Source organism: Endozoicomonas sp. ALD040 (assembly GCF_049275945.1).
In the GTDB taxonomy this organism is placed as follows: domain Bacteria; phylum Pseudomonadota; class Gammaproteobacteria; order Pseudomonadales; family Endozoicomonadaceae; genus Endozoicomonas_A.
Genome location: NZ_CP184829.1, coordinates 2,147,158 through 2,166,989 on the forward strand (window position 1 = coordinate 2,147,158; position 19,832 = coordinate 2,166,989).

The following is a 19,832-nucleotide window of genomic DNA, read 5'->3' on the forward strand; positions in this document are numbered from 1 at the left end:
TTTTGAATGTCCTTTTCTATGTGAGGATAAATATTGACTCTGAAGCTCTGGAGGAGCTGCTCATGAACCCTTTGAACAATAATTCCAGTAATGACGGTTCACTCTCACCAACGCCTAAGCAGCCTCGACTCGAGCCAATGCCAACGGGGATCGTTGCAGGCAGGGATGTTACTGCATATGACCAAAATCAATCTTTATTCTTCTGTTTGCCCGACGAATCAAAAACCATGATTATTCGCTATCTGGGTTTTCGGGAGATTACCCGTTTAACAAAGGTATGCAGATATCTTCGCGATCTTGTTGTAAACCATAAAGTTCTGGAAAGAGCCTGGTATCGACGCTTTCCTTCACCACACCAATATCAACTGAATACCATCGCTACTGCAAAAGATGAGCAACAACTCCGTGATTGGTTGAAACCGTTTACGGATAAAGACACTGTCGAGTCACTCGTAAAACAACAAAAGAGTATTTATTTTCCTGCCCTGCTCTTTTTCAACAACAGTAAACTGATGTCTCAATGTGAAACATTTAACTTAAAGACAAAAACCGAAATTACCCATCCTGATCATATCTTTGCAGTCACCTTAAGCGCCGATGGCCGCCACATAGTGACCGCCAGTTTGGATAATACAGTGAATATCTGTAGCCAGGAGGGCGATGGATCGTGGAAAGTAAAAGCCTCCATTCGCGATAATAGTTGGTTCAAAGAAGCCATTTTCAGCACCGATAGCCGCCATCTGTTGGTCGTCAATCGTTTAGGGGCGGAAATCTATGGTATGAACGAGGATGGATCATGTGAAGTCAAAGCCACCATTACCGATAATAGTTCGATCATTTCAGCCACCTGCAGTGCTGATGGTCGCCATGTGTTGATCGCCAGTTGCAATAATACGCTGAAAATCTATGGCCAGAATAACGATGGATCATGGGAAGCAAAATCTATTATTAACTGTGATGCTTCGATCAGGTCGGCCAGCTTCAGCGCCGATGGCCGTCATCTGTTGGTTGTCAATACATCTGACGTTGCGACAATCTATGGTCAGCAGGACCATGGATCATGGCAAGTAACAGCCACCATTACTGATCCGGGTGGTGTCGATTGGGCCTGCCTCAGCTCCGATGGCCGTCATGCGCTAATCCGCGTTATACCAAACACCTTGAAAATCTACGGTCAGGAGGCCATTGGTTCATGGGAAGTAAAAGCCACCACTAACCATAACAATTTTGCCAACTCACACTCCTTCAGCGACGATTGCCGTCATCTTGCAACCACCAGTTTAGATAATACAGTGAAAATACTTGACCTGCAGGATGATGGATCATGGAAAGAAATAACCAGGTTTTCTCATGATCGTTTTGTCTTCTCAGTCAAGTTCAGCGCCGATGGTCGCCATCTGGTGACCAGAAGTGAGGATAATACGGCGAAAGTCTGTGGTCAGGAGACCCCCGGATCATGGGTAGAAGAAACCACCATTAGACACAATGGGAGGATCATCACAGCTGAGTTCAGTGCCGATGGCCGCTATTTGGTGACCGCCAGTCATGATAAAACGGCAAAAATCTATGGCCGTGAGGCCGATGGAGCCTGGGTAAAAAAAACTACCATTGTCCACAAAGGCTGGGTCCGATCAGCCACCTTCAGTGCCGATGGTTGCCTTGTGGTGACCGCCAGTAAGGATCACACAGCGCAAATTTATGGTCTGAGTGAGGATGGATCCTGGGTAAAAAAAACCACCATTCAACACAATGACAGAGTCATTTCAGCCGACCTCTGCGCCGATGGCCGACATGTGGTGACCATCAGTGAAGATTACAAGGTGAGAATCACAGAACTATTGAAGAACGATTGATGATCGAATGAAGGTATGATCAAAAGACCCTTGGCAATTTTTGCACTGGGCTCTCAATAAAAAAATGCCTTTCTATCCTTTTCCCGGATCAGGGCTCTTCTTTTTCTTAATGCCACTGACCTCAATAGTTTGAACTTTCATGACAAAATCGACTCTATTGTAGATCGAATCCATTTTGAATGTCCTTATTCTATGTTTCTGTGCGGGGACAAATATTGACTCTGAAGCTCAGGGAGGAGCTGCTCATGAACCCTTTGAACAACAATTCCAGCGATGACGGTTCACTCTTGCCAATCAGGCAACTTCGGCGAGAAGAAGCACCAACAGGTGTCAGTGCAGGCAGGGACGTTACTTTGTATAACCAAAAGCAATCTGCATTATTCTGTTTGCCCAATGAAACAAAAGACTTGATTATCCGCTATTTGGGTTTTCGGGAGATTACCTGTTTAACCAGGGTTTGCAAACACCTTCGCGATCTTGTTGAAAACAATGAGACTCTGGAAAGAGCCTGGTATCAACGGTTTCCTTCACCACACCAATATCTACTAAAGACCATAGCTACCACAAAAGGTGAGCAACAACTCCGTGACTGGTTGAAGCCGTTTGCGAATATGGACACTGTCGAGTCACTCGTACAAAAACATGAGAGTACTTACTTTCCTGCTCTGCTCCTTTTCAACAACAGTAAGCTGATGTCTCAATGTGAAACATTTGACTTAAAGACAAAAATCGAAATTGCCCATCCTGACAGAATCTTAAAAGCCACCTTAAGCGCCGATAGCCGCCACCTGGTGACCGCCTGTTCAAATGATACATTGAAGATCTGTAGCCAGGAGACCGATGGATCATGGAAAGTAAAAGCCTCCATTCCCAGGAATGGATGGGTCAATGAAGCTTTTTTCAGCGCCGATAACCGACATGTGCTGGTCGTCAGTCGTTTCACGGCGGAAATCTATAGTATGAACGAGGATGGATCATGGGAAGCAAAAGACACCATTCCCAATAATCGTACGACCTTCTCAGCCACCTTCAGTGCTGATAGTCGCCATGTGTTGACCGCCGGTTTGAATAATGTGGATATTGTGGATAATACGCTGAAAATCTACGGCCAGAATAACGATAGATCATGGGAAGTAAAATACATTATTAACTGTGATACTCCGAACAGTTTGGCCAGCTTCAGCGACGATGGCCGTCATCTGTTGGTTGTCAACACATCTGGCGTTGCGACAATCTATGGTCAGGAGGAGGATGGATCATGGGAAGTAGAAGCCACCCTTCCTGATGAGGGTAGTGACAGCTGGGCCTTCCTCAGCTCCAATGGCCGTCATGCGTTGTTCTGCGATGGATGGATGACTTTAAAAATCTATAGTCAGGAGGCCGGGTCATGGGAAGAAAAAGCCACCATTACCCATAATAGTGGTCTCAGCTTAATCTCTTTTAGCAAAGATTGCCGCCATCTTGCAACCGGCAGTTGCGATAATACAGCAATAATATGTGACCTGCAGGACGATGGATCATGGAAAGAAATAACCAGGATTTCTCATCACAGCCTTGTCCTCTCTGTCGAGTTCAGCGTCGATGGCTGCCATCTGGTGACCAAAAGTTATGATAACAAGGCGAAAATCTGTAGTCAGGAGGCCCCTGGATCATGGCTAGAAGAAGTCACCATTAAACACAATGGGTATATCACCGCAGCCATGTTCAGCGCCGATGGCCGCCATTTAGTGACCGCCAGTCATGATAAAACGGCGAAAATCTGTGGCCGTAAGGCCGATGGAACCTGGGTAAAAAAAGCCACCATAACCCACGAAGATGAGGTCCTATCCGCCACCTTCAGTGCCGATGGTTGCCTTGTGGTGACCGCCAGCAAGGATAACACCGCGCAAATTTATGGTCTGAGCAAAGATGGATCATGGGTAAAAAAAGCCACCGTTATACACGATAAAGCCCTCATCTCAGCCACCTTCTGCGTCGATGGCCGACACCTGGTGACTGCCAGTGAAGATTACACGGTGAGAATCACTGAACTATGGAAGAACGATTGATGATCGAATGAATGTATTTTTGCTCTGAACCGATTAGCAAACACTCAATAGTTTGAACTTCCATGACAAAAGCGAGTCAAACTGATCGAATCACTCGTTCCCACGCTCTGTGGGTGTCGCAAAACTTCAACAGCTCGTTCTCACGCTCTGAAGTCGTCATTCCCGCGAAGGCGGGAATCCAGCGCCAACAGTGGGTCTCTGCCTTCTCGGGGATGACAAGGCCAGGGGGGCACCGGGCAGTATGGTTCTGGTGGTGAGTCAGTGTGGATTCCCGCTTTCGCGGGAATGACGAGAATGAAGCCGGGAATGACGGAAGTCAACCCGTTCCCACGCTGGAGCATGGGAGCCAGAGGTTTTGCGACACCCACGCTCTGTGGGAATGCATACCACACCTGAAAAGCAGACTCTACAGCGTGAGATAGGTATGGGTTCCCACGGCATGGGAACCAGAGTTATCGATTTTGAATGTCTTTTTCTACGCGCGGATAAATATTGACTCTGAAGCTCTGGAGGAGCTGCTCATGACCCCTTTGAACAATAATTCCAGTAATGACGGTTCAACACCTAAGCAGCCTCGACTCGAGCAAGCACCAACGGGCATCATTGCAGGCAGGGATGTTACTGCATATAACCAAAATCAATCTGCATTCTTTTCTTTGCCCGACGAATCAAAAACCATGATTATTCGCTATCTGGGTTTTCGGGAGATTACCCGTTTAGCAAAGGTATGCAAATATCTTCGCGATCTTGTTGAAAACCATAAAGCTCTGGAAAGAGCCTGGTATCGACGGTTCCCTTCACCACACCAATATCAACTGAAGACCATCGCTACTGCAAAAGATGAGCAACAACTCCGTGGCTGGTTGAAGCCATTTGCGAATAAAGACACGGTCGAGTCACTCGTAAAACAACAAAAGAGTACTTATTTTCCAGCTCTGCTCTTTTTCAACAACAGTAAACTGATGTCTCAAAGTGAAACATTTAACTTAAAGACAAAAACCGAAATGACCCATCCTGACAAAATCTCTATAACCACCTTAAGCGCCGATTGCCGCCACTTAGTGACCGCCAGTTTGGATGACACATTGAAGATCTGTAGCCAGGAGACCGATGGATCGTGGAAAGTAAAAGCCTCAACTCCCAATAATGAGGTCAAAAAAGCCATTTTCAGCACCGATAATCGCCATGCGTTGGTCGTCAGTCGTCTCAGGGCAAGAATCTACGGTATGAATGAGGATGGATCATGGGAAGCAAAAGCCACCATTTCCCATAATCGTTGGGTCATCTCAGCCGCATTCAGTGCTGATGGTCGCCATGTATTCACCGCCAGTTTCGATAATACGCTGAAAACCTATGGCCAGAAGAATGATGGATCATGGGAAGCAAAATACATTATTAACTTTGATAATCCGATCAGGTTTGCCAGCTTCAGCACCCATGGCCGTCGTCTATTGGTTGTCAATTCATCTGATGTTGCGACTATCTATGGTCTGCAGGACGATGGATCATTGGAAGCAAAAGCCAGCATTACTGATACGAATAGTGTCAGTCGGGCCCGCCTCAGCTCCGATGGCTGTCATTTGTTGATCCGCGTTGATTATGAGACTTTGAAAATCTACGGTCAGCAGGCCACTGGGTCATGGGAAGTAAAAGCGATCATTACCCATAATGATGTAATCAGGTCAACCACTTTCAGCGAAGATTGCCGCCATCTTGCAACCGCCAGTTTCGATAATACAGCAAAAATATGTGACCTGCAGGACGATGGATCATGGAAAGAAATAACCACGATTTCTCATGATAGTTATGTCCACTCTGTCAAGTTCAGCACCGATGGTTGCCATCTGGTGACCAGAAGTGATGATAAAACGGCGCAAGTCTATAGTCAGGAAACCCCTGGATCATGGGTAAAAAAAGCCATCATTGAACACAATGGGGCTATCACCTCAGCCGGGTTCAGCGCCGATGGCCACCATTTGGTGACCGCCAGTCATGATGAAACAGCGAAAATCTATGGCCATGAGGCCGGTGGTTCCTGGGTAAAAAAAGCCACCATAACCCACAAAGATAAGGTCCGATCCGCCACCTTCAGTACCGATGGTTGCCTTGTGGTGACCGCCAGTGAGGATAACAGCGCGCAAATTTATGGTCTAAGCAAGGATGGATCATGGGTAAAAAAAGCCACCGTTGTACACGATAAAGCCCTCATATCAGCCATCTTCTGCGTCGATGGCCGACATGTGGTGACCACCAGTGAAGATTACAAGGTAAGAATCACTGAACTAGAAGAGCGATTGATCTACGAATGAACGTCTTTTTGCTCAGAACCGATTAGCAAACACTCAATAGTTTGAACTTCCATGACAAAAGCGAGTCAAACTGATCGAATCACTCGTTCCCACGCTCTGTGGGTGTCGCAAAACTTCAACAGCTCGTTCTCACGCTCTGAAGTCGTCATTCCCGCGAAGGCGGGAATCCAGCGCCAACAGTGGGTCTCTGCCTTCTCGGGGATGACAAGGCCAGGGGGGCACCGGGCAGTATGGTTCTGGTGGTGAGTCAGTGTGGATTCCCGCTTTCGCGGGAATGACAAGAACGAAGCCGGGAATGACGGAAGTCAATCCGTTCCCACGCTGGAGCATGGGAGCCAGAGGTTTTGCGACACCCACGCTCTGTGGGAATGCATACCACACCTGAAAAGCAGGCTCTACAGCGTGAGATAGGTATGGGTTCCCACGGCATGGGAACCAGAGTTATCGATTTTGTATGTCCTTTTCTATGTGAGGATAAATACTGACTCTGAAGCTCTGAAGGAGCTGCTCATGACCCCTTTGAACAATAATTCCGGTAATGACGGTTCAACACCTGAGCAGCCTCGACTCGAGCAGGCGCCAACTGGCATGGTTGCAGGCAGGGATGTTACTGCATATAACCAAAATCAATCTGCATTCTTTTGTTTGCCCGACGAATCAAAAACCATGATTATTCGCTATCTGGGTTTTCGGGACATTACCCGTTTAGTAAAGGTATGCAAATATTTTCGCGATCTTGTTGAAAACCATAAAGCTCTGGAAAGAGCCTGGTATCAAAGGTTTCCTTCACCACACCTGTATCAATTAAAGACCATCGCTACGACAAAAGATGAGCAACAACTCCGTGATTGGTTGAAGCCGTTTGCGAATAAGGACACTGTCGAGTCACTCGTAAAAAAACAACAGAGTACTTATTTTCCTGCTCTGCTGCTTTTCAACAACAGTAAACTGATGTCTCAATGTGAAACATTTAACTTAGTGACAAAGACCGAAATTACCCATCCTTACCATATCTTGATAGCCACCTTAAGCGCCGATAGCCGCCACTTAGTGACCGTCTGTTTGGATGGTATAGTGAAGATCTGTAGTCAGGAGACCGATGGATCATGGAAAGTAAAAGCCTCCACTCCCGATAATGGTTGGGTCCAAAAAGCCATTTTCAGTACCGATAACCGCCATGTGTTGGTCGTCAGTCGTCTCAGGGCAAGAATCTATGGTATGAATGAGGATGGATCATGGGAAGCAAAAGCCAACATTTCCCATAATCCCTGGATCATCTCAGCCATCACCAGTGCTGATGGTCGTCATGTGGTGATCGCCAGTTTGGATAATACGCTGAAAATCTATGGCCAGAAGATCGATGGATCATGGGAAGCAAAATACATTGTTAACTGTGATGCTTCGACCAGATTGGCCAGTTTCAGCGCCGATGGCCGACATCTGTTGGTTGTCAATACATCTGATGTTGCGACATTCTATGGTCTGGAGAACGATGGATCATTGGAAGCAAAAGCCACCATTGCTGATCCGGGTGGTGTCAATTGGGCTTGCCTCAGCTCCGATGGCCGCCATGCGTTGATCCGCTTTAGACCTAACACTTTGAAAATCTACGGTCGGGAGGCCGGGTCATGGAAAGTAAAAACCACCATTAACCATAATAATTTTGCCAACTCATACTCCTTCAGCGACGATTGCCGCCATCTTGCAACCGCCAGTTCCAATAATACAGCGAAAATATTTGACCTGCAGGATGATGGATCATGGAAAGAAATAACCACGGTTTCTCATAATCATTTTTTCTACTCTCTCAAGTTCAGCGCTGATTCTCGCCGTCTTATGACCGGAAGTGATGATATTACTGTGAAAATCTATGGTCAGGAGACCCCTGGATCATGGGTAGAAGAAGCCACCATTAAACACGATGAGAGGATCATCTCAACCGGGTTCAGCGCCGATAGCCGCCATTTGGTGACCGCCAGTTATGATAAAACAGCGAAAATCTATGGCCGTGAAGCCGGTGGATCCTGGGTAAAAAAAGCCACCATAGTCCACAAAGATTGGGTCCGATCAGCCACCTTCAGTGCCGATGGTTGCCTTGTGGTGACCGCCAGTAAGGATAACACGGCGCAAATTTATGGCCTTGGGAAGGATGGATCATGGGTGAAAAAAGCCACCCTTGTACACGACAGAGCAGTCATCTCGGTCACCTTCTGCGCCGATGGCCGACACCTGGTGACCACCAGTGAAGATTACAAGGTGAGAATCACTGAACTATGGAAGAACGATTGATGAACGAATGAACGTATTTTTGCTCAGAACCGATTAGCAAACAGTGTTGTTGTATCAATAGTTTGAACTTTCATGACAAAACAGAGTCAAACAGATCGAATCACTCATTCCCACGCTGGGACCCACAGGGCCTGAAAGCATGGGAACCAGAGTTATTGATTTTCAATGTGACGATAAATATTGACTCTTAAGGAGCTGCACATGACCCCTTTGAACAATAATTCCGGCGATGACGGTTCACTCTTACCAACACCTGTGCAGTTGCGACTCGAGCAAGCGCCAACGGGCATCGTTGCAGGCAGGGATGTTACTGCATATAACCAAAATCAATCTTCATTCTTCCGTTTGCCCGATGAAATAAAAACCAGGATTATTCACTATCTGGGTTTCCGGGAGATTACCCGTTTAGCAAAGGTATGCAAATATCTTTGCGACCTTTTAGAAAACCATAAAACTCTGGAAAGAGAATGGTATCGCCGGTTTCCTTCCCCACACCAACATCTCCTAAAGACCATAGCTACTACAAAAGATGAGCAACAACTCCGTGACTGGTTGAAGCCGTTTGCGAATAAAGACACTATCGAGTCACTCGTAAAACAGCAAAAGAGTACTTGTTTTCCTGCTCTGCTCCTTTTTAACAACAGTAAACTGATGTCTCAATGTGAAACATTTAACTTAGAGGCAAAAAACGAAGTTACCCATCACAGCAAAATCTTAGCAGTCACTTTAAGCGCCGATGGCTGCCACCTGGTGACCGCCAGTTTGGATAATACAGTGAAGATCTGTAGCCAGGAGAGCGATGGATCATGGAAAGTAAAAGCCTCCACTTCCGGTAATGGTTGGATCAAAGAAGCCGTTTTCAGCGTCGATAGCCGCCATCTGTTGGTCATCAGTCGTCGCAAGGCGGTGATCTATGGTATGAGGGAGGATGGATCATGGGAAGCAAAAGCCACCATTTCCCATAATGGTTGGGTCTTCTCAGCCGCACTCAGTGCTGATGGTCGCCATGCGTTGACCGCCAGTATGGATAATACGCTGAAAATCTATGGCCAGAATACCGATGGATCATGGGAAGCAAAATACATTATTAACTGTGATACTCCGATCAGGTTGGCCAACTTCACCGCCGATGGTCGTCATCTGTTGGTTGTCAATGCATCTGACGTTGCGACAATCTATGATCTGGAGGTCGATGGATCATTGCAAGCAAAAGCCACCATTACTGATCCGGATGGTGTCAATTGGGCCTGCCTCAGCTCTGATGGCCGTTATGCGCTGATCCGCATTGGACATGAAACTTTGAAAATCTGCAGTCAGGAAGCCACTGGGTCATGGGAAGTCAAAGCCACCATTAACCATAATAATTTTGTTCACTCACACTCCTTCAGCGACGATTGCCGCCATCTTGCAACCGCCAGTTTCGATAATACAGCGAAAATATGTGACCTGCAGGACGATGGATCATGGAAAGAAATAACCACGATTTATCACGATCGTTTTGTCCACTCTGTCAAGTTCAGCGCCGATGGTCGTCATCTGGTGACCATCGGTGATGATAAAACGGCGCAAGTCTATAGTCAGGAGAACCCCGGATCATGGGCAAAAAAAGCCACCATTGAACACAATGATCATATCACGTCAGCCGGGTTCAGCGCCGATGGCCGCCATTTGGTGACCACCAGTTATGATAAAACAGCGGAAATCTATGGCCATGAGGCCGATGGATCCTGGGTAAAAAAAGCCACCATAGTCCACAAAGATAAGGTCCGATCCGCCACTTTCAGCGCCGATGGTTGCCTTGTGGTGACCGCCAGTGAGGATAACACCGCGCAAATTTATGGTCTGGGGAAGGATGGATTATGGATAAAAAAAACCACCGTTGTACACGATAAAGCCGTCATCTCAGCCACCTTCTGCGTCGATGGCCGACACCTGGTGACCGCCAGCAAAGATCACAAGGTGAGAATCACTGAACTATTGAAGAACGATTGATGATCGGATGAACGTATTTTTACTCTGAACCGATTAGCAAACAGCGTTATATCAATAGATTGAACTTCCATGACAAAACCGAGTCAAACAGATCGAATCAATTTAACAACTCGTTCCCACGCTCTGAGGGTGTCGCAAAACTTCAACAGCTCGTTCTCACGCTCTGAATTCGTCATTCCCGCGAAGGCGGGAATCCAGCGCCAACGGTGGATCTCTGCCTTCTCGGGGATGACAAGGCCGGGGGACACCGGGCAGTAGGGTTCTGGTGGAGAGTCAGTGTGGATTCCCGCCTTCGCGGGAATGACGAGAATGAAGCCGGGAATGACGAGAATGAAGCCGGGAATGACGAGAATGAAGCCGGGAATGACGAGAATGAAGCCGGCAATGACGGGAGTCAACGCGTTCCCACGCCGGAGAGAGTTTTGCGACACCCTCGCTCTGCGTGGGAATGCATACCTTCCCTGAAAAGCGGACTCTACAGCGTGAGATAGGTATGGATTTCCGCACGGGGACCCACTGGGCCTGAAAGCATGGAAACCAGAGTTATCCATTTCGAATGTCCTTTTCTACGCGCGGATAAATATTGACTCTGAAGCTCTGGAGGAGCTGCACATGACCCCTTTGAACAATAATTCCAGCAATGACGGTTCACTCTCACCAACACCCAAACAGCCTGGACTCGAGCAAGCGCCAACGGGCACCCTTGCAGGCAGCGATGTTACTGCATATAACCAAAATCAATCTTCATTCTTCTCTTTGCCCGACGAATCAAAAACCATGATTATTCGCTATCTGGGTTTTCGGGAGATTACCCGTTTAGCAAAGGTATGCAGATACCTTCGCGATCTTGTTGAAAACCATAACGCTCTGGAAAGAGCCTGGTATCGCCGGTTTCCTTCACCACACCAATATCAACTGGAGAACATCGCTACCGCAAAAAATGAGCAACAACTCTGTGACTGGTTGAAACCGTTTGCGAATAAGGACACTGTCGAATCACTCGTAAAACAACAAAAGAGTACTTCTTTTCCTGCTCTGCTCCTTTTCAATAACAGTAAACTGATGTCTCAATGTGAAACATTTAACTTAGAGGCAAAAAACGAAATTACTCATCCCAGCAAGATCTCAGTCGTCTCCTTAAGCGCCGATGGCCGTAACTTAGTGACCGCCAGTGTGGATAACACAGTGAAGATCTGTAGTCAGGAGACCGATGGATCATGGAAAGTAAAAGCCTCCATTCCCAGAAATAGTTGGGTCTATGAAGCCTTTTTCAGCACCGATAACCGCCACGTGTTGGTCATCAGTCGTTTCAGGGTGGAAATCTATGGTATGAAGGAGGATGGATCATGGGAAGCAAAAGCCACCATTACCGATAATTTTTTGGTCTTCTCAGCCACCTTCAGTGCTGATGGTCACCACGCGTTGACCGCCAGTTCCGATACGCTGAAAGTCTATGGCCAGAAGACCGATGGATCATGGGAAGCAAAACAAATTATTAACTGTGATACTCCGATCAGATTGGCCAGTTTCAGCGCCAATGGCTGTCATCTGCTGGTTGTCAATACATCTGACGTTGCGACAATCTATGGTCTGGAGGTCGATGGATCATTGCAAGCAAAAGCCACCATTACTGATCCGGGTGGTGTCAATTGGGCCTGCCTCAGCTCTGATGGCCGTTATGCGCTGATCCGCATTGGACATGAAACTTTGAAAATCTGCGGTCAGGAGGCCATTGGGTCATGGGAAGTCAAAGCCACCATTAACCATAATCATTTTGTCCACTCACACATCTTCAGCGACGATTGCCGCCATCTTGCAACCGTCAGTTCCGATAATACAACGAAAATATGTGACCTGCTGGACGATGGATCATGGAAAGAAATAACCACGATTTCTCATGATATTTTTTTCTACTCTGTCAAGTTCAGCGCCGATGGTCGTCATCTGGTGACCGGAAGAGATGATAATACGGCGCAAGTCTATAGTCAGGAGAACCCCGGATCATGGGCAAAAAAAGCCACCATTGAACACAATGATCATATCACGTCAGCCGGGTTCAGTGCCGATGGCCGCCATTTAGTGACCGCCAGTTTTGATAAAACAGCGAAAATCTATGGACTTGAGGCCGGTGGATCCTGGGTAAAAAAAGCCACCATAGCCCACAAAGATAGGGTCCGATCAGCCACCTTCAGTGCCGATGGTTGCCTTGTGGTGACCGCCTGTGACGATAACACCGCGCAAATTTATGGTCTGGGGAAGGATGGATTATGGGTAAAAAAAACCACCGTTGTACACGATAAAGCCGTCATCTCAGCCACCTTCTGCGTCGATGGCCGACACCTGGTGACTGCCAGTGAAGATCACAAGGTGAGAATCACTGAGCTATCGAAGAACGATTGATGATCGGATGAACGTATTTTTACTCTGAACCGATTAGCAAACAGCGTTATATCAATAGATTGAACTTCCATGACAAAACCGAGTCAAACAGATCGAATCAATTTAACAACTCGTTCCCACGCTCTGAGGGTGTCGCAAAACTTCATCGCAAAACTTCAACAGCTCGTTCTCACGCTCTGAAGTCGTCATTCCCGCGAAGGCGGGAATCCAGCGCCAATGGTGGATCTCTGCCTTCTCGGGGATGACAAGGCCAGGGGGACACTGGGCAGTAGGGTTCTGGTGGAGAGTCAGTGTGGATTCCCGCCTTCGCGGGAATGACGAGAATGAAGCCGGGAATGACGAGAATGAAGCCGGGAATGACGAAAATGAAGCCGGGAATGACGGTAGTCAACTCGTTCCCACGCTGAGACCCACAGGACCTGAAAGCATGGGAACCAGACTTATTCATTTTAAATATCCTTTTTCTATGCGGGGATAAATATTAACTCTAAAGCTCTGGAGGAGCTGCTCTTGATCCCTTTGAACCAAAGTTCCAGCAATGACGGTTTACTCTCGCCAACAACTGAGCAGTCTCGACTCGAGCTAGCGCCAACGGGTGTCAGCGCAAGCAGGGACGTTAGTGTGTATAACCAAAATCAGTCTTCATTCTTCTCTTTGCCCGACGAATCAAAAGCCATGATTATTCGCTATGTGGGTTTTCGGGAGATTACCCGTTTAGCAAAGGTATGCAAATATCTTCGTGATCTTGTTAAAAATGATAAATCTATGGAAAGAGCATGGTATCGCCGGTTTCCTTCACCACACCAATATCAACTAAAGACCATCGTTACCACAAAAGATGAGCAGCAACTCCGTGATTGGTTGAAGCCGTTTGCGAATAAAGACACTGTCGAGTCACTCGTAAAACAACGACTGAGTACTTATTTTCCTGCTCTGCTCCTTTTCAATAACAGTAAACTGATGTCTCAATGTGAAACATTTAACTTAGAGGCAAAAAACGAAATTACTCATCCCAGCAAGATCTCAGTCGTCACCTTAAGCGCCGATGGCCGTAACTTAGTGACCGCCAGTGTGGATAACACAGTGAAGATCTGTAGTCAGGAGACCGATGGATCATGGAAAGTAAAAGCCTCCATTCCCAGGAATAGTTGGGTCTATGAAGCCTTTTTCAGCACCGATAACCGCCATGTGTTGGTCATCAGTCGTTTCAGGGCGGAAATCTATGGTACGAAGGAGGATGGATCATGGGGAGCAAAAGCCACCATTCCCCATAATCGTATGATCCTTTCAGCCGCATTCAGTGATGGTGGTCGCTATGCGTTGACCGCCAGTTTGGATGATACGCTGAAAGTCTATGGCCAGAAGACCGATGGATCATGGGAAGCAAAATACATTATTCACTGTGATACTCCGATCAGATTGGCCAGCTTCAGCGCCGATGGCTGTCGTCTGTTGGTTATCAATATATCAGACGTTGCGACAATCTACGGTCAGGAGGACGATGGATCATTGCAGGCAAAAGCCACCATTACTGATCCGAGTGGTGTCAATTGGGCCAGCCTCAGCCCCGATGGCCGTCATGCGTTGATACGCGTTGGACATAACACTATGAAAATCTGCAGTCAGGAGGCCATTGGGTCATGGGAAGTCAAAGCCACCATTAACCATAATCATTTTGTCCACTCACACTTCTTCAGCGACGATTGTCGCCATCTTGCAACCGTCAGTTTCGATAATGAAACAAAAATATGTGACCTGCAGGACGATGGATCATGGAAAGAAATAACCACGATTTCTCATGATAATAATTTCTACTCTGTCAAGTTCAGCGCCGATAGTCGCCATCTGGTGACCGGAAGTTATGATAATACTGCGCAAGTCTATGGTCAGGAGACCCCTGGATCATGGGTAAAAAAAGCAACCATTAAACACAATGGGGATATCATATCAGCCAGGTTCAGTGCCGATGGCCGCCATTTAGTGACTGCCAGTTATGATAAAACAGCGAAAATCTATGGACTTGAGGCCGGTGGATCCTGGGTAAAAAAAGCCACCATAGCCCACAAAAACAGGGTCCGATCAGCCACCTTCAGTGCCGATGGTTGCCTTGTGGTGAGCGCCTGTGACGATAACACCGCGCAAATTTATGGTCTGGGGAAGGATGGATTATGGGTAAAAAAAACCACCGTTGTACACGATAAAGCCGTCATCTCAGCCACCTTCGGCGTCGATGGCCGACATCTGGTGACCACCAGTGAAGATCACAAGATGAGAATCACCGAACTATGGAAGAACGATTGATGATCGGATGAACGTATTTTTACTCTGAACCGATTAGCAAACAGCGTTATATCAATAGATTGAACTTCCATGACAAAACCGAGTCAAACAGATCGAATCAATTTAACAACTCGTTCCCACGCTCTGAGGGTGTCGCAAAACTTCAACAGCTCGTTCTCACGCTCTGAAGTCGTCATTCCCGCGAAGGCGGGAATCCAGCGCCAACGGTGGATCTCTGCCTTCTCGGGGATGACAAGGCCAGGGGGACACCGGGCAGTAGGGTTCTGGTGGAGAGTCAGTGTGGATTCCCGCCTTCGCGGGAATGACGAGAATGAAGCCGGGAATGACGAGAATGAAGCCGGGAATGACGAGAATGAAGCCGGGAATGACGAGAATGAAGCCGGAAATGACGGTAGTCAACTCGTTCCCACGCTGAGACCCACAGGGCCTGAAAGCATGGGAACCAGACTTATTCATTTTAAATATCCTTTTTCTATGCGGGGATAAATATTAACTCTAAAGCTCTGGAGGAGCTGCTCTTGATCCCTTTGAACCAAAGTTCCAGCAATGACGGTTTACTCTCGCCAACAACTGAGCAGTCTCGACTCGAGCAAGTGCCAACGGGTGTCAGCGCAGGCAGGGACGTTAGTGTGTATAACCAAAATCAGTCTTCATTCTTCTCTTTGCCCGACGAATCAAAAACCATGATTATTCGCTATCTGGGTTTTCGGGAGATTACCCGTTTAGCAAAGGTATGCAGATACCTTCGCGATCTTGTTGAAAACCATAACGCTCTGGAAAGAGCCTGGTATCGCCGGTTTCCTTCACCACACCAATATCAACTGGAGAACATCGCTACCGCAAAAAATGAGCAGCAACTCTGTGACTGGTTGAAACCGTTTGCGAATAAGGACACTGTCGAATCACTCGTAAAACAACAAAAGAGTACTTCTTTTCCTGCTCTGCTCCTTTTCAATAACAGTAAACTGATGTCTCAATGTGAAACATTTAACTTACAGACAAAGATCGAAATTACCCATCCTGATGATATCTTTGTAGTCACCTTAAGCGCCAATAGCCGCCACTTAGTGACCACCAGTGTAGATGGTACAGTGAAGATCTGTAGTCAGGAGACCGATGGATCATGGAAAGTAAAAGCCTCCACTCCCACGAATGGTTGGATCTATGAAGCCTTTTTCAGCACCGATAACCGACATGTGTTGACCGTCAGTCGTTCCAGGGTGGAAATCTATGGTATGAAGGAGGATGGATCATGGGAAGCAAAAGCCACCATTGCCCATAATTTTTGGGTCTTCTCAGCCACCTTCAGTGCTGATGGTCACCATGCGTTGACCGCCATTTCCGATACGCTGAAAGTCTATGGCCAGAAGACCGATGGATCATGGGAAGCAAAACACATTATTAACTGTGATACTCCGATCAGATTGGCCAGCTTCAGCGCCAATGGCTGTCATCTGCTGGTTGTCAATACACCTGACGTTGCGACAATCTATGGTCTGGAGGACGATGGCTCATTGCAAGCAAAAGCCACCATTACTGATCTGGGTATTGTCGATTGGGCCTGCCTCAGCTCCGATGGTTGTCATGCTTTGATATGCGTTGGACACAACACTATGAAAATCTGCGGTCAGGAGGCCATTGGGTCATGGGAAGTCAAAGCCACCATTAACCATAATAATTTTGTCCACTCACACACCTTCAGCGACGATTGCCGCCATCTTGCAACCGTCAGTTCCGATAATACAACGAAAATATGTGGCCTGCTGGACGATGGATCATGGAAAGAAATAACCACGATTTCTCATGATATTTTTTTCTACTCTGTCAAGTTCAGCGCCGATGGTTGCCATCTGGTGACCGGAAGAGATGATAATACGGCGCAAGTCTATAGTCAGGAGAACCCCGGATCATGGGCAAAAAAAGCCACCATTGAACACAATGATCATATCACGTCAGCAGGGTTCAGTGCCGATGGCCGCCATTTAGTGACCGCCAGTTTTGATAAAACAGCGAAAATCTATGGACTTGAGGCCGGTGGATCCTGGGTAAAAAAAGCCACCATAGCCCACAAAGATAGGGTCCGATCAGCCACCTTCAGTGCCGATGGTTGCCTTGTGGTGACCGCCTGTGACGATAACACCGCGCAAATTTATGGTCTGGGGAAGGATGGGTCTTGGGTAAAAAAAGCCACCGTCGTACACGATAAAGCCGTCATCTCAGCCACCTTCGGCGTCGATGGCCGACATCTGGTGACCACCAGTGAAGATCACAAGATGAGAATCACTGAACTATGGAAGAACGATTGATGATCGGATGAACGTATTTTTACTCTGAACCGATTAGCAAACAGCGTTATATCAATAGATTGAACTTCCATGACAAAACCGAGTCAAACAGATCGAATCAATTTAACAACTCGTTCCCACGCTCTGAGGGTGTCGCAAAACTTCAACAGCTCGTTCTCACGCTCTGAAGTCGTCATTCCCGCGAAGGCGGGAATCCAGCGCCAACGGTGGATCTCTGCCTTCTCGGGGATAACAAGGCCAGGGGGACACCGGGCAGTAGGGTTCTGGTGGAGAGTCAGTGTGGATTCCCGCCTTCGCGGGAATGACGAGAATGAAGCCGGGAATGACGAGAATGAAGCCGGGAATGGCGAGAATGAAGCCGGGAATGGCGAGAATGAAGCCGGGAATGACGAGAATGAAGCCGGGAATGACGGTAGTCAACTCGTTCCCACGCTGAGTCCCACAGGACCTGAAAGCATGGGAACCAGACTTATTCATTTTAAATATCCTTTTTCTATGCGGGGATAAATATTAACTCTAAAGCTCTGGAGGAGCTGCTCTTGATCCCTTTGAACCAAAGTTCCAGCAATGACGGTTTACTCTCGCCAACAACTGAGCAGTCTCGACTCGAGCAAGTGCCAACGGGTGTCAGCGCAGGCAGGGACGTTAGTGTGTATAACCAAAATCAGTCTTCATTCTTCTCTTTGCCCGACGAATCAAAAACCATGATTATTCGCTATCTGGGTTTTCGGGAGATTACCCGTTTAGCAAAGGTATGCAGATACCTTCGCGATCTTGTTGAAAACCATAACGCTCTGGAAAGAGCCTGGTATCGCCGGTTTCCTTCACCACACCAATATCAACTGGAGAACATCGCTACCGCAAAAAATGAGCAGCAACTCTGTGACTGGTTGAAACCGTTTGCGAATAAGGACACTGTCGAATCACTCGTAAAACAACAAAAGAGTACTTCTTTTCCTGCTCTGCTCCTTTTCAATAACAGTAAACTGATGTCTCAATGTGAAACATTTAACTTACAGACAAAGATCGAAATTACCCATCCTGATGATATCTTTGTAGTCACCTTAAGCGCCAATAGCCGCCACTTAGTGACCGTCAGTTTGGATGGTGTAATGAAGATCTGTAGTCAGGAGACCGATGGATCATGGAAAGTAAAAGCCTCCATTCCCAGGAATGGTTGGATCTATGAAGCCTTTTTCAGCGCCGATAACCGGCATGTGTTGGTCGTCAGTCGTTTGAGGGTGGAAATCTATGGTACGAAGGAGGATGGATCATGGGAAGCAAAAGCCAACATTTCCCATAATAATTCCGTCATTTCAGCCACTTTCAGTGCTGATGGTCGCCATGTGTTGACCGCCAGTTTCGATAATACGCTGAAAGTCTATGGCCAGAAGACCGATGGATCATGGGAAGCAAAATACATTATTAACTGTGATACTTCGATCAAGTGGGCCAGCTTCAGTGCCGATGGCCGTCATCTGTTGGTTGTCAATACATCTGACGTTGCGACAATCTATGGTCAGGAGGACGATGGCTCATTGCAAGCAAAAGCCACCATTACTGATCCGGGTAGTGTCGATTGGGCCCGCCTCAGCTCCGATGGCCGTCATGCGTTGATACGCGTTGGACATAACACTATGAAAATCTGCGGCCAGCAGGCCATTGGGTCATGGGAAGTCAAAGCCACCATTAACCATAATAATTTTGTCCACTCACACGCCTTCAGCGACGATTGCCGCCATCTTGCAACCGTCAGTTTTGATAATACAACGAAAATATGTGACCTGCAGGATGATGGATCATGGAAAGAAATAACCAGCATTTCTCATGATGGTTTTATCTACTCAGTCGAGTTCAGTGCCGATGGCCGCTATCTGATTATCAGAAGTGAAGATAACAAGGCGAAAGTCTATGGTCAGGAGACCCCTGGATCATGGGTAATAGAAACCACCATTAAACACAATGCGAGTATCACCGCAACCAGGTTCAGCGCCGATGGCCGCCATTTAGTGACCGCCAGTGGTGATAAAACGGCGAAAATCTATGGCCTTGGGGCCGGTGGATTGTGGGTAAAAAAAACCACCATTGTCCACGAAGGTTGTATCCGATCAGCCACTTTCAGTGCCGATGGATGCCTTGTGGTGACCGCCAGTGAGGATAACACGGCGCAAATTTATGGTCTGGGGAAGGACGGAACATGGGTAAAAAAAACCACCGTTGTACACAACAGTGCAGTCATCTCAGCCACCTTCTGCGCCGATGGCCGACACCTGGTGACCGCCAGCAAAGATCACAAGGTGAGAATCACTGAACTATGGAAGAACGATTGATAAT

The 19,832-nt window shown here is 47.3% G+C and carries 15 protein-coding genes; 9 read left to right on the top strand and 6 right to left on the bottom strand.

Translation table 11 applies throughout. The features are described from left to right. Positions 1–62: 62 nt before the first annotated feature. Together ACOJUN_RS07155 and ACOJUN_RS07160 are read left to right on the top strand one after the other, a co-directional pair. A complete protein-coding gene (locus ACOJUN_RS07155; RefSeq protein ID WP_422135973.1) occupies positions 63–1,853 on the top strand; it encodes an F-box protein in 1,791 nt (596 codons plus the stop codon). Between the two features lie 245 nt (positions 1,854–2,098). Next, positions 2,099–3,901, top strand: coding sequence for an F-box/WD repeat-containing protein (locus tag ACOJUN_RS07160; RefSeq protein WP_422135974.1), 1,803 nt, complete (start codon positions 2,099–2,101; stop codon positions 3,899–3,901). 140 nt (positions 3,902–4,041) lie between these two features. Here ACOJUN_RS07160 and ACOJUN_RS07165 read toward each other — a convergent pair whose 3' ends face one another. After that, positions 4,042–4,293 carry a hypothetical protein gene (locus ACOJUN_RS07165; RefSeq protein ID WP_422135975.1) on the bottom strand — a complete coding sequence of 84 codons (252 nt, stop codon included), beginning with the start codon at positions 4,291–4,293 and terminating at the stop codon, positions 4,042–4,044. A gap of 129 nt (positions 4,294–4,422) precedes the next feature. On the opposite strand from ACOJUN_RS07165, the gene ACOJUN_RS07170 reads away from it, so the two are divergent. Beyond that, entirely contained in the window at positions 4,423–6,210 is a 1,788-nt protein-coding gene (locus ACOJUN_RS07170; protein WP_422135976.1) for an F-box protein, read from the top strand. Between the two features lie 129 nt (positions 6,211–6,339). Here the strand turns inward: ACOJUN_RS07170 and ACOJUN_RS07175 are convergent, their stop codons facing one another. Next, entirely contained in the window at positions 6,340–6,519 is a 180-nt protein-coding gene (locus ACOJUN_RS07175) for a hypothetical protein (protein ID WP_422135977.1), read from the bottom strand. Between the two features lie 201 nt (positions 6,520–6,720). Between ACOJUN_RS07175 and ACOJUN_RS07180 the strand changes: the two genes are divergently transcribed. After that, positions 6,721–8,499, top strand: a complete 1,779-nt coding sequence (locus ACOJUN_RS07180; protein WP_422135978.1) for an F-box/WD repeat-containing protein — start codon at positions 6,721–6,723, stop codon at positions 8,497–8,499. Between the two features lie 201 nt (positions 8,500–8,700). Continuing rightward, on the top strand, positions 8,701–10,491 hold the full coding sequence (locus ACOJUN_RS07185) for an F-box/WD repeat-containing protein (protein WP_422135979.1): 1,791 nt from the start codon (positions 8,701–8,703) through the stop codon (positions 10,489–10,491). Between the two features lie 83 nt (positions 10,492–10,574). Here ACOJUN_RS07185 and ACOJUN_RS07190 read toward each other — a convergent pair whose 3' ends face one another. Next, positions 10,575–10,889 (bottom strand): hypothetical protein, encoded by a 315-nt coding sequence (locus ACOJUN_RS07190; RefSeq protein ID WP_422135980.1) that lies wholly within the window; start codon positions 10,887–10,889, stop codon positions 10,575–10,577. 214 nt (positions 10,890–11,103) lie between these two features. Between ACOJUN_RS07190 and ACOJUN_RS07195 the strand changes: the two genes are divergently transcribed. Then, entirely contained in the window at positions 11,104–12,891 is a 1,788-nt protein-coding gene (locus ACOJUN_RS07195) for an F-box-like domain-containing protein (protein WP_422135981.1), read from the top strand. A 169-nt stretch (positions 12,892–13,060) separates the two neighbouring features. On the opposite strand, the gene ACOJUN_RS07200 is transcribed toward ACOJUN_RS07195, so the two are convergent. Further along, a complete protein-coding gene (locus ACOJUN_RS07200) occupies positions 13,061–13,339 on the bottom strand; it encodes a hypothetical protein (RefSeq protein ID WP_422135982.1) in 279 nt (92 codons plus the stop codon). 62 nt (positions 13,340–13,401) lie between these two features. On the opposite strand from ACOJUN_RS07200, the gene ACOJUN_RS07205 reads away from it, so the two are divergent. Continuing rightward, entirely contained in the window at positions 13,402–15,192 is a 1,791-nt protein-coding gene (locus ACOJUN_RS07205; protein ID WP_422135983.1) for an F-box/WD repeat-containing protein, read from the top strand. 156 nt (positions 15,193–15,348) lie between these two features. Here the strand turns inward: ACOJUN_RS07205 and ACOJUN_RS07210 are convergent, their stop codons facing one another. Next, a complete protein-coding gene (locus tag ACOJUN_RS07210) occupies positions 15,349–15,648 on the bottom strand; it encodes a hypothetical protein (protein ID WP_422135984.1) in 300 nt (99 codons plus the stop codon). A 62-nt stretch (positions 15,649–15,710) separates the two neighbouring features. Here ACOJUN_RS07210 and ACOJUN_RS07215 point away from each other — a divergent pair, with 62 nt between their 5' ends. Beyond that, on the top strand, positions 15,711–17,498 hold the full coding sequence (locus ACOJUN_RS07215) for an F-box/WD repeat-containing protein (protein WP_422135985.1): 1,788 nt from the start codon (positions 15,711–15,713) through the stop codon (positions 17,496–17,498). A 156-nt stretch (positions 17,499–17,654) separates the two neighbouring features. Here the strand turns inward: ACOJUN_RS07215 and ACOJUN_RS07220 are convergent, their stop codons facing one another. Then, a complete protein-coding gene (locus ACOJUN_RS07220) occupies positions 17,655–17,975 on the bottom strand; it encodes a hypothetical protein (RefSeq protein WP_422135986.1) in 321 nt (106 codons plus the stop codon). Between the two features lie 62 nt (positions 17,976–18,037). Here ACOJUN_RS07220 and ACOJUN_RS07225 point away from each other — a divergent pair, with 62 nt between their 5' ends. Next, entirely contained in the window at positions 18,038–19,828 is a 1,791-nt protein-coding gene (locus tag ACOJUN_RS07225; RefSeq protein WP_422135987.1) for an F-box/WD repeat-containing protein, read from the top strand. Positions 19,829–19,832 lie beyond the last annotated feature (4 nt).

Excerpts from the sequence above, each read along its gene's own strand:
- ACOJUN_RS07155 (WP_422135973.1), top strand. The coding sequence starts at position 63 with ATGAACCCTTTGAACAATAATTCCAGTAATGACGGTTCACTCTCACCA.
- ACOJUN_RS07160 (WP_422135974.1), top strand. The coding sequence starts at position 2,099 with ATGAACCCTTTGAACAACAATTCCAGCGATGACGGTTCACTCTTGCCA.
- ACOJUN_RS07170 (WP_422135976.1), top strand. The coding sequence starts at position 4,423 with ATGACCCCTTTGAACAATAATTCCAGTAATGACGGTTCAACACCTAAG.
- ACOJUN_RS07180 (WP_422135978.1), top strand. The coding sequence starts at position 6,721 with ATGACCCCTTTGAACAATAATTCCGGTAATGACGGTTCAACACCTGAG.
- ACOJUN_RS07185 (WP_422135979.1), top strand. The coding sequence starts at position 8,701 with ATGACCCCTTTGAACAATAATTCCGGCGATGACGGTTCACTCTTACCA.
- ACOJUN_RS07195 (WP_422135981.1), top strand. The coding sequence starts at position 11,104 with ATGACCCCTTTGAACAATAATTCCAGCAATGACGGTTCACTCTCACCA.
- ACOJUN_RS07200 (WP_422135982.1), bottom strand. The coding sequence starts at position 13,339 with ATGAATAAGTCTGGTTCCCATGCTTTCAGGTCCTGTGGGTCTCAGCGT.
- ACOJUN_RS07210 (WP_422135984.1), bottom strand. The coding sequence starts at position 15,648 with ATGAATAAGTCTGGTTCCCATGCTTTCAGGCCCTGTGGGTCTCAGCGT.
- ACOJUN_RS07220 (WP_422135986.1), bottom strand. The coding sequence starts at position 17,975 with ATGAATAAGTCTGGTTCCCATGCTTTCAGGTCCTGTGGGACTCAGCGT.